Below are 10,341 nucleotides of genomic sequence, written 5' to 3'. Positions count from 1 at the left end.
CCGTGAAGATGCCGATAAACAAGCTAAAAAAGCAAGCCGGGCAGCTGAAAAAGCAGACGATAATTAACACAAGGTAATTTAGAATCTTCACTCCAGGAGTTAGAATATTTTGAATGTGCACTGACGGCTGAAATAGCTGACTCAACATGTGATTTACAGGAGACGTGCTCTAAAATCAGGAAGGGCTAAAACAACAGTTTTAGCCCTTCCTGATTTTAGAGTAAACACTTCCCGCTGCATAAGAACTCTAAATATCAGCCCAAGTCTGATCTGCTAACCAACACAACTGTATTTGAAGTGAGGTCTTTAAGGTTCACCCTTTGCAAGACACTGCTAAAGCCGGATTGGAGCTCCAGATTGTTCTGAAAACATAACGGACAGGATACAGTTATAGCTCAGAAATCAATAAGGCTCAGCAGATGACAACCAACATACGTGATTACCCGGATAATACGACGATCATTCTGGCCGGGGCTACCGGGAATCTGGGCGGACGCATCGCGCGGTCCCTGCTGGAGCGGGGCGCCCGCGTGCGGGCGATCGTACGTAGGGGAAGCGACAAAAACAAAATTGCAGCACTGCAGCACCAAGACGTTTCGATCGTAGAAGTTGATTATAAAAGCCTTTCGGAGCTGACTGAAGCGTGCTCAGGCGGCGCCTGCGTCGTATCGGCCTTGTCAGGGCTCCGGGAGGTGATAGTAGATGCGCAAACCTTGCTGCTCCAGGCAGCAGTCGGGGCCGGAGTTTCCCGCTTTATACCCTCGGACTATGCAATTGATTTTACGAAGCTCCCGCCCGGCACCAACCGGAATCTCGACCTGCGCCAGGAATTTCATGACCGCCTCCATGAGGCACCGATTGCGGCAACATCCATCCTCAACGGCATGTTCACAGACTTGCTGACAGGGCAGGCTCCTGTTATCCTTTTTCCACTCAAACGGGTTGTTTATTGGGGCGACGCGGATCAGCTGCTGGACTTCACAACGATTGCGGATACTGCAACATTCACAGCAGCAGCTGCACTCGACCCTACCACGCCACGATACCTGCGCATTGCCGGCGATGTACTGAGTGCCAGTGGGTTAAGAGCAGCAGCAAGCGAGGTTACCGGCAAAGACTTTAAACTGCTCCGGGTCGGTGGCTTGGGCACATTGGATACCCTGATCAAAATCACACGAAAGCTCCTCCCGGAGAGCGAGGAAGTATTTCCGCCCTGGCAGGGCATGCAGTACCTGCGCAACATGTTCAGCGGCCTCCCGAAGCTGGAGCCACTCGACAATGACCGTTATCCCGGTATGCACTGGACAAGCGTACGGGAAGTGCTGGCGGCACGTTAAGCTGAGCTGTCTCCGTATGATAACACTGAAGCACAGGTATAGGCAGGATGCTTCGCGTGCGTATACCTGTGGCTGATCTCCTGCACAGGAACAAATGCCAGTTCGTTTGGTGTATCAGGTATAAGGCTTTCCTCCAGGTATACAGAACCGACACCAGCTGTGAGCTCACTTCTCTTTTGATGCGCTGATGTATTTCCGGTTCTTTTATTTAATTCCCTTGCCGGTATGTATCGCTATGGACCGGGTATACCTATACCTTCCTTTCGGTAACTGCAGTTGTTTGGAAAGTGAAGTTGAAGTAAATTTGAGTATACCAGCATACCGGCAATGAATTTATCCCTGATCGATCTGTCTACTATCCCCTACCATGGAACACGCACACAAGCATTCCGGAACACCATTGAAACCGCTCAGAAGGTGGAGGAATGGGGGTATCAGCGTATCTGGTTTGCGGAGCACCACAACACCCAACATTTTGCAGGACGATCGCCAGAAGTGATGATCGCTGCCGTGGCAGCCAAAACTTCCACCATCCGCGTCGGGTCTGGGTCTGTGTTGCTGAATCATTATAGCCCGTTTAAAGTAGCCGAAGTATTTGGCACCCTGCAGGATTTGTACCCAAACCGGATCGACCTCGGGGTAGGCAGAGCCACCACAGGACCAATCTCAGATTTTGCCCTGCAACGCAACCGCACCTACCAGCAGACATCCGATGATTCCTTTGACCAGTTAGCCGAACTGCTGTCCTGGCTACACGATGATTTTGAAAGCGAGCATCCTTTCAGCCAGGTAAAAGTGTACAACGATGGTCTTTTGCCCAACGTCTACTTATTGGGCTCCAGCCGCTGGAGCGCCCAGGCAGCTGCCAAACTGGGCCTGAAGTATGTTTTTGCGGGCTTTATCAATCCGATGAAGGCGTACGATATCATGCAAACGTATCAACAGAACTTTGTGCCCTCTGGCGACCCGACCGGCGTAAAAGAACCAGAGTTGATCCTTTCCCTGAGTGTATATGCAGCGGAAACGGAAGAAACAGCCATTGAACTTTCAGCTCCGTCGCAGTTATTCATGCAGCGGCTGTTGCAGGGTGATCTGCGCTCTCCCCTCCTGTCTGAAAAGGCAGCAGTGCGTATCCTGCAAAACAACTCGTTGGTGCAACGACTCACAAACCCCAAACAACCACCCCGAAACATGGTGGGGGCAGCCGCTACCATAAAAAGAGAATTAGAAGAAATACAAGCCGTGTTTGGTTTCAAAGAGCTCATGGTGCAACTCATCTCGGCCAATCATGTGGGCCGGTTAAAGTCGCTGGAATTACTCGCTCAGACCTTAAAATAACCTTGCCTTTGTAACCATACCAGAGCCCGGAATATACCTACAGGTTCCGGATCATACCGTAGAGTTTGTCTGCGTCTAGCACTGCATTTCCTAAGATGGTATTGTTGAAGAATACCCATACCTCTTTTTCGTCCTCCAGCCAGTCTTTTACCATGTAGGCGTAGCGTTCCAGTTTTTCATCCGGATAAGCAGACGCATACAGTTTCTCATCGCCATGCAGGCGCAGGTAGGCCGTGTTGGTGGTCGTGGCCTCAGTTCCCGGAAAGCGCTTGCCGGCGCTGGCGATCACAGTAGTAATGTCGTATTCCCGGAGCAGATCCAGCGATTCCTCGGTAAACCAGGAAATGTGGCGGGCTTCGAGGGCAAAGATCTGGGCCGGGTATAGCTCCCGTAAGGTGCGGTAGAAGTTTTCAGCCACCAGGCGGTCGTAGCGGAAACTTCCCGCAATCTGTACTAGCACTGGTCCCAGCCGGTCCCCCATGAGCAGGTACCGGGACATGAATTTCTGCAGAGGCTCCTCGATGTCCACAAATTTCCTTTTATGGGTGATTTCCTGGTTGAGTTTCGGGGCAAATCTGAAATGGGGAGGCGTCTGGGACAGCCACTTCTCAATCGTTTTGGCCATCGTGAAGTGGTAGAAACTGCTGTTGATCTCCGTCGCATTGAAATGGGTCGCGTAGTGCTTCAGGAAATCGGCTGATTTTAGTTCAGGCGGGTATAGCACTTCCTGCCAGCGGTAACTCCAGCCGGAGGTGCCTATGTGCAAATTAGGGATGTCTGTCATAGTAGAGGTATAATAACAACCGTATACTTGACTTTTTGGCGCTGGTTACATGCAAGCCCAACCGGTCTGCCAAACAAACACAACGAAACGCTGAAACCATTCCAAAGAACATTCACTCCCCTGTATCTGTTAAACTCACCTGCTCCCGTAGGACTGAAGAAAAGTGCTGCAATCCAGAATGGAAGCTACGCAAACCAAGGTATAGCCGATTCTTAAAATGGGCTTGATTTTAACCTTACCCTGACCTGTATACTGCTTCCCTTATTACATCTTTAGCTCATGAACTTGTTGCTAAACTTGCTGGTTTATACCTTTATGACTGATTAGTCATTTCGGTCGCCGTGTCGACAAACAATATATGCAGGTTCTGAAGAAAATTATGTTAACAACCCTTATCATCACCAGTGTTTTAACCTTAGTAGGGTTCCTGTTCTTGCAGCAGGGCACTTTCGGTAAAACACCAAATGGCAAACGCCTGGAACGCATTCAGAAATCACCCAATTATCGGAACGGTGCTTTCCAGAACCTATCTGAAACGCCTGTGCAGGCGGAGAATGCCTCCATGCTGGATATGCTCTACGACTTTTTCAACAAATCCAAAAACACCACGCCTCCTCAGGCCCTGCCCTTTGTTAAAACGGACCTTAAATCGCTCTCGTCGGAAGAGACAGCTATTGTCTGGTTTGGCCATTCTTCCTACCTGATCAAAAGCAAGGGGTATACGATCCTGGTCGATCCGGTTTTCAGCGGCTATGCTTCGCCGGTTTCCTTTCTAGTCAAGTCTTTTGAGGGCGCCAACCAGTTTGCGGTTTCGGACCTGCCGGAGATTGATGTACTCATCCTTTCACACGACCATTACGATCACCTGGATCATGGAACGATCACGGCCCTGAAGGGAAAAGTGAAGCATTTCTTTGTTCCGCTTGGCGTCGGGGCGCACCTGGAAAACTGGGGTATAGCCGAAAGCAACATGACGGAACTGGACTGGTGGGAAACGGCAAAATTCAAGGAACTGAAGCTGACCGCCACGCCGGCGCGCCATTTTTCGGGCCGCGGCCTGTCACGCGGAAAATCGCTTTGGGCATCTTACGTACTGGAAACGCCGGATCATACGATCTACATCGGCGGCGATTCGGGGTATGATACCCATTTCAAAACCATCGGGGATAAGTTTGGCCCGGTTGATATCGCTATCCTCGAAACCGGGCAGTACAACAAGAACTGGCCTTATATCCATATGATGCCCGAACAAACCGTGCAGGCCGCCTTGGACCTGCAAGCCAAGGTCCTGCTGCCGGTCCACCTGGGCAAGTTCGCGCTGGCCTTGCATGACTGGGACGAACCTTTGCGACGCGTAGTAAAAAGTGCCGAAGAAAAGCAGGTGAACATCACCACACCGATGATCGGCGAACCCATTGTCCTGGACAAGCACTACCCGGCCAGTACCTGGTGGGCACTTTAACCCGGCAGTTATGGCGGACAAAAGAGAACGGATCGTAGCGGCTGCCCTGGAATTATTCACTACGAAAGGCTTCCAGCAAACTTCCACGGCGGCTATTTCGAAGGAAGCAAATGTGGCAACCGGCACCTTGTTCCTCTACTTTAAAAGCAAGGATGAGCTGATCAACGCCCTGTACCGAGAAGCCAAGCAGGCGCTGGCGGTTTATTTCAGGCAAGATTTTCCCGAAGGCGCGCCGATCGAAGTACAATTGCGCCACTTCTGGCAGCATGCGATCCATTGGGCTTTGGAGCATCCGTACCACTTCCGGTTTCTTTCCATGTTCAGCCACTCCCCTTTTATCACCAACCTGACAAAAGAGGAAGCCGCTTCCTCTTTTCAGTTCATGCAGAATCTGGTAGAAGAGGCCATCCGGGCGGGCAGCCTTCGTGCCCTGGACAGTGACCTTTTCATCGCTTTGTTTAGCGGCCAGTTGCATGCGACTTTGCAGCACCTGACCCAAAACGCAGGGTCAAAGAAAAAGCCTGCCCTCATCGAGCAGGCATTCCAGGTATTATTGAAAGGAGTTACGCCTGACTGAGGCAGTCGCGCTTTTTATTTAAAGTAAACACGGAATACGGACCCTTTTCCTTCCTCACTTTCAACCGTTATCCGGTCGCCTGAGTTGTTGAGTATCTTTTGTACCAGGTATAGCCCGATGCCCGAACCCTCTACGTGGTCATGCGCCCGCTTGAACATCGAGAAAATCTTGCCCTTCTGTTCCGGTGCTATACCTAATCCGTTGTCGGCTACTGACAAGACGCGCTCCCCTTTCGGGGTTAAGGAGGTTGTTAGAATCACTACCGGCTTCCGCTGCGGGTGGGCATACTTGATGGCGTTTGAGACCAGGTTGTACAGGATGCTCCGCAAATTGGTCCGGGTATACTCCAGGCTCTCAAATTCCAGCCGATCTACTAGGATTTCAGCTTGGCTGGAAGTAATCTTTTCCCGCAGGCCTTCTTTTACATCTTCCAGCAGATCAAGCAGTTTAACCTTTTCAGGCTTCTCTTTCACATGCTTCAGCTTGACAATATCGGCCAGGTCGGCAATCACGTGCTTGAGCGTAACAATGGAGCCCCGCATCATGGTCAGCAGCTGCTGATGTTTTTCGCTCTCCGTTGTCCCCATGTCTTCTTCCAGTGCAGACAGCAAGCCTTCCAGGTTGATGATAGGTGACTTGAGATCATGCGAAGCGGAATAGACAAAATTATCGAGCTCATTGTTGAGTTTGAGCAGTTCGCTGTTCTTGAGCATCAGTTCCTCGTTGCGGCGCCGTTCCGTCAGGTCCCGGGTCACTTTGGCAAAACCTAGCAACCGGTTTTCTGCATTGAAGATAGGCGTAATGACCACATTCGCCCAAAAAGCGGTGCCGTCTTTGCGCAGGCGCCAGCCTTCATCTTCGAAGTGCCCGTCTTCCCGGGCTTTTTTCAGTTCGTACTGCGGAAACCCGCTCTGAATAGCTTCGCGCCCGTAAAAAGTGGAAAAGTGGCGGCCGATGATCTCACTTGCTTTGTAGCCTTTTATACGCTCGGCCCCGACGTTCCAGCTCATGATAATGCCTTCTGTGTTGAGCATCAGAATGGCATAATCCTTCACGCTGTCAATCAGCAAACGGCTTCTTTCTTCGCTTTCCCGGAGCTCCTCGTTGATCTGGAATAACTGCTGTTCCAGCTTTTTCTTCTCGGTCAGGTCGCGGGTGATTTTGGAATAGCCGATGAGGTGCTTGTTGTGATTGTAAATAGCCGTCAGGACGGTATTTGCCCAGAAAGCAGACCCGTCTTTGCGGTACCGCCAGCCCTCATCTTCAAAGCGGCCATCCGTTTTGGCTTTTTGCAGCTCGTACTCCGGAAAGCCGCTTCGAATGGATTCTTTGTTATAGAATTTAGCGAAGTACTTGCCGATGATCTCATGGCTTTCATACCCTTTCATGCGTTTGGCCCCTTCATTCCAGGTGGCCACGTTGCCGGCAGGGTCCAGCATAAAGATGGCATAATCGGTTACGCCCTCGATCAGGTAGCGGAACCGTTCTTCGCTTTCCTTGAGTTCTTCAAACGCTTTGTACAGATCATCTTCCGCTTTCTTCTTTTCCGACAGGTCCCGCGTGATCTTGGAGAAACCGATGTGTTCTTTCGCCTCATTGTAGACCGGCATGATGATCACGTTGGCAAAAAAAACAGTACCGTCTTTCCGCACGCGCCAACCTTCGTCTTCGTATTTCCCTTTTGCCTTCGCCTCGGTCAGCTCCGTAGCCGGATAATCCCTGGCAATGTCTTCGGGCGTATAGAAAGTAGAGAAATGTTTCCCGATGATCTCTTCCGCTTCATAGCCTTTTATTTGCCTGGCACCCGTATTCCAGGTAAGGATGTAACCATCCGGGTCGATGAGGAAAAGTGCATAATCGGTTATACTTTCGATCATTAGCTGGTAATGATCTTCGTTTGTTTTAGAACGATAGGTTGGCGTGATATCGGATTCTGAATTCATAGTAGTTTCTAAAGACATACAACAAAACTTGTACATTCTGTTCGCAAAGTCACCTATCTTAACGGGTAAGAAATACAGCTTTACAGGTTACATTAATCCAGCAATTCAATGATAACTTCTCTGTATTGAATTTCAATTTTAAGTAATAAATGGTACAACTCTGAATAAAACCTGTAAATTTTTAAAAATTGCACTTTAATCAGCCAAAGCTTTCGGATATCGTGTCGGAATCCGGGGGTATTTACCTGATCCTGACTACGCCGGAACAGGTATAGCAACCTCCTCGGATCAACCCCCTGAAAGGAAGGTGTAGCTGAAGCAGGAAGTGCTTGGTAGAAGTGGAAACCAGCAGAACCTGAAGCCGGCTTTAGGGGTACAAAGAAGCCAGGGCCAGCCCCGTACTGCTCCTGCAACCAAAGTATGCTTTTACTCTGAAACTGTCGTTTGAGCCGGGAAGATATAACGCCTAATTTAAGTCAAACCAAACTACGTGTGATGACTATACCCATACAGGAACTTTTGCAAACCGCCCGGACAGCTGCCCTGGAAGCAGGGGCTGCTATCCTGCAGGTATATACCACCGGCGACTTCGGCGAAACTGTGAAAACAGACGCCTCTCCCCTTACCCGGGCCGATCAGGCGGCACACCGGGTCATTTTGCAGCATCTGGCGGGTACAAGCCTGCCTGTTCTCTCCGAGGAAGGTATACACGAATCCTATGAAAAAAGAAAAGACTGGGACTGGTACTGGCTGATCGACCCGCTGGACGGCACAAAGGAGTTTCTGAAGCGCAACGGAGAATTCACTGTGAACATCGCCCTGATGCACCAGGCTATACCTGTAGGAGGAGTCGTCTATGCCCCTGTTCCGGATGTTTTGTACTACGGATCTCAGCAAACCGGTGTGTACAAAGAAGCCCAGGGTATACAAACGAGGCTACAGCCTCTGGGGCATAAAGTGAGCTTGGCTTCGCTTTTGCAAAAGCCGGAAGTGGTTGTGATCGCTTCCCGGACGCATATGTCGCCTGAGACGGAAGCATTCATCCGGCAGTTCCGACAGGTGCAGCTCACCTCTATGGGCAGCTCGCTTAAGTTCATGCTGCTGGCCGAAAACAAAGCAGACGTATACCCCCGCTTTGCTCCTACGGCCGAATGGGATACCGCTGCGGCTCATGCTATTCTGCGGGCACTTGGGAAGGGTGTTTTTCAGGCGGACCTGGAATCGGAACTGGTGTATAACAAAGCAGATCTACTCAATCCTTCCTTCGTCGCTATTTGAAACGGCAGGCTCCCTGGGCTAAGTCAGCTATAGGTATACCTATTGAATGCAGGTCATCTATTTTGTTGCACAGGCGGCATACCTATACCTATACCTATACCTATACCTACCGGCATTCTCCGCTGGCTATTCTGTATCCGGCTTCCGGATGGCGCCATACAACACCGGGCTGAAAAACCGCAGGTTCTCCAGGATACAGGCCATGCTATAAAATTTTTCCGGGTCTATCTCAGCGTTCTCGGCCATGACTTCCAATAGGGCATCCAGGGCGCCGGCATAGGTAGCGTTAAACTCTTCTTCTGTCATTTTCATGGGTGTAAAGTAAACAAGTAACCTTCAGGATCGGAATATAATTTCAAAAACACAACCACGTATCGTCGCGGAAGGCAAATGTGTCTGTCTGTTAACTGCTCCGTCCCGGTCTGCGTACGCTATAGTACTGAACCTATTTTTCACAAAACAAACTTAAGCGTATGGCTATTAAACTCAAACCACTCCACGATCAGGTGATCGTGATCACAGGCGCCTCCAGTGGCATCGGGCTTGCAACAGCCCGTGAGGCGGCCCGCAAAGGAGCCCGGCTGGTACTGGCAGCCCGCAACGGAGAAGCGTTGCTGCAGATCGAACAGGAAATAAACAACCAGGGAGGACAGGCCATTCACGTAATAGCCGATGTCGGCCGTCAGCAGGATGTGCAGCGGATCGCCGATGTTGCCCTCTCCTACTTTGGCGGTTTTGACACCTGGGTGAACGATGCCGGCGTGTCTATCTATGGACGGCTCGAGGAAGTGAGCGATGAGGACAACCGCCGCATGTTCGACACCAATTTCTGGGGTCTGGTGTATGGCTCCCAGGTGGCCGCCATGCATCTCCGCAACCGCGGGGGCGCGATCATCAACCTGGGCAGTGTGCTCTCGGATGTAGCCATTCCGATGCAGGGCATGTACGCCGCGAGCAAGCATGCCGTGAAGGGCTTTACTGATGCCCTGCGCATCGAACTGGAAGAGGAAGGCGCGCCCATCTCCGTCACTCTGATCAAGCCCTCGGCTATCAATACACCTTATCCGGAGCATGCCCGAAACTATACCGACCGAAAGCTCACACTTCCCCCTCCAGTCTATGAGCCGGAAGAAGTTGCCAAGGCCATCCTGCATGCTGCCACCCATCCGAAGCGGGACATCATTGTTGGTGGCGGCGGCAAACTGATGAGCAGCACCAACAAGTACGCACCGGGCCTGATGGACCTGGCCGGAGAAAACTTTATGACCGAACAGCAGCTGCTCGACGAGCCTGCCCGTAATCCGGAAGGCACTCTATACCGGCCAGGAGAAGGCGGTCGTGTCCACGGCCATATCAAGGACACCATGAAAACCAGCCTCTATACCCGTGCCGTGACCAATCCGATGATCGCAGGTGCTGTCGTAGCGGCAGCCAGCGCGGCCGCCATTGCCCTGGTAGGAAGAAACAACAAAAAGAAGCAGTCCAGACCTGAAATGGTCGAGATCGTGGAAGTCGTTGAGATAGTGGAACACCCCCGGGATGAATTCATTTAAATCAGCGCTTCAACTGGCAGCAGAAAGCCTTCCGGATCCTTCCGGGAGGCTTTTTATTTTGATGGCCTC

At 51.1% G+C, this 10,341-nt stretch carries 9 protein-coding genes; 6 read left to right on the top strand and 3 right to left on the bottom strand.

All coding sequences use genetic code 11. The annotated features are described in order from the left end of the window. Window positions 1–419 precede the first annotated feature (419 nt). Both OB13_RS01985 and OB13_RS01980 read left to right on the top strand, forming a co-directional pair. On the top strand, window positions 420–1,337 hold the full coding sequence (locus OB13_RS01985) for an NmrA family NAD(P)-binding protein (RefSeq protein WP_461488466.1): 918 nt from the start codon (window positions 420–422) through the stop codon (window positions 1,335–1,337). Window positions 1,338–1,664: 327 nt separating this feature from the next. Next, on the top strand, window positions 1,665–2,675 hold the full coding sequence (locus OB13_RS01980) for an MsnO8 family LLM class oxidoreductase (protein WP_461488465.1): 1,011 nt from the start codon (window positions 1,665–1,667) through the stop codon (window positions 2,673–2,675). A gap of 37 nt (window positions 2,676–2,712) precedes the next feature. Here the strand turns inward: OB13_RS01980 and OB13_RS01975 are convergent, their stop codons facing one another. Further along, on the bottom strand, window positions 2,713–3,459 hold the full coding sequence (locus tag OB13_RS01975) for a DUF72 domain-containing protein (RefSeq protein ID WP_461488464.1): 747 nt from the start codon (window positions 3,457–3,459) through the stop codon (window positions 2,713–2,715). Window positions 3,460–3,838: 379 nt separating this feature from the next. On the opposite strand from OB13_RS01975, the gene OB13_RS01970 reads away from it, so the two are divergent. After that, window positions 3,839–4,921, top strand: a complete 1,083-nt coding sequence (locus tag OB13_RS01970; protein ID WP_461488463.1) for an MBL fold metallo-hydrolase — start codon at window positions 3,839–3,841, stop codon at window positions 4,919–4,921. A 10-nt stretch (window positions 4,922–4,931) separates the two neighbouring features. Continuing rightward, window positions 4,932–5,498 (top strand): TetR/AcrR family transcriptional regulator, encoded by a 567-nt coding sequence (locus tag OB13_RS01965; protein WP_461488462.1) that lies wholly within the window; start codon window positions 4,932–4,934, stop codon window positions 5,496–5,498. A 14-nt stretch (window positions 5,499–5,512) separates the two neighbouring features. Here OB13_RS01965 and OB13_RS01960 read toward each other — a convergent pair whose 3' ends face one another. Continuing rightward, window positions 5,513–7,441: a PAS domain-containing sensor histidine kinase gene (locus tag OB13_RS01960; protein WP_461488461.1), complete on the bottom strand. Its 1,929-nt coding sequence runs from the start codon at window positions 7,439–7,441 to the stop codon at window positions 5,513–5,515. 495 nt (window positions 7,442–7,936) lie between these two features. Here OB13_RS01960 and cysQ point away from each other — a divergent pair, with 495 nt between their 5' ends. Continuing rightward, complete coding sequence (gene cysQ, locus OB13_RS01955) at window positions 7,937–8,719, top strand: 3'(2'),5'-bisphosphate nucleotidase CysQ (RefSeq protein WP_461488460.1); 783 nt, start codon at window positions 7,937–7,939, stop codon at window positions 8,717–8,719. Window positions 8,720–8,845: 126 nt separating this feature from the next. Here cysQ and OB13_RS01950 read toward each other — a convergent pair whose 3' ends face one another. Further along, window positions 8,846–9,031 (bottom strand): hypothetical protein, encoded by a 186-nt coding sequence (locus OB13_RS01950; RefSeq protein ID WP_461488459.1) that lies wholly within the window; start codon window positions 9,029–9,031, stop codon window positions 8,846–8,848. A gap of 161 nt (window positions 9,032–9,192) precedes the next feature. Between OB13_RS01950 and OB13_RS01945 the strand changes: the two genes are divergently transcribed. Continuing rightward, a complete protein-coding gene (locus OB13_RS01945) occupies window positions 9,193–10,272 on the top strand; it encodes an SDR family oxidoreductase (protein WP_461488458.1) in 1,080 nt (359 codons plus the stop codon). Window positions 10,273–10,341: the final 69 nt, after the last annotated feature.

The sequence above is a fragment of the Pontibacter sp. HJ8 genome, from assembly GCF_054824225.1.
This window is presented reverse-complemented; position numbering and strand designations above follow the sequence as displayed.

Excerpts from the sequence above, each read along its gene's own strand:
- OB13_RS01945 (WP_461488458.1), top strand. The coding sequence starts at position 9,193 with ATGGCTATTAAACTCAAACCACTCCACGATCAGGTGATCGTGATCACA.
- OB13_RS01985 (WP_461488466.1), top strand. The coding sequence starts at position 420 with ATGACAACCAACATACGTGATTACCCGGATAATACGACGATCATTCTG.
- OB13_RS01975 (WP_461488464.1), bottom strand. The coding sequence starts at position 3,459 with ATGACAGACATCCCTAATTTGCACATAGGCACCTCCGGCTGGAGTTAC.
- OB13_RS01980 (WP_461488465.1), top strand. The coding sequence starts at position 1,665 with ATGAATTTATCCCTGATCGATCTGTCTACTATCCCCTACCATGGAACA.
- OB13_RS01965 (WP_461488462.1), top strand. The coding sequence starts at position 4,932 with ATGGCGGACAAAAGAGAACGGATCGTAGCGGCTGCCCTGGAATTATTC.
- OB13_RS01950 (WP_461488459.1), bottom strand. The coding sequence starts at position 9,031 with ATGAAAATGACAGAAGAAGAGTTTAACGCTACCTATGCCGGCGCCCTG.
- cysQ (WP_461488460.1), top strand. The coding sequence starts at position 7,937 with ATGACTATACCCATACAGGAACTTTTGCAAACCGCCCGGACAGCTGCC.
- OB13_RS01960 (WP_461488461.1), bottom strand. The coding sequence starts at position 7,441 with ATGAATTCAGAATCCGATATCACGCCAACCTATCGTTCTAAAACAAAC.
- OB13_RS01970 (WP_461488463.1), top strand. The coding sequence starts at position 3,839 with ATGTTAACAACCCTTATCATCACCAGTGTTTTAACCTTAGTAGGGTTC.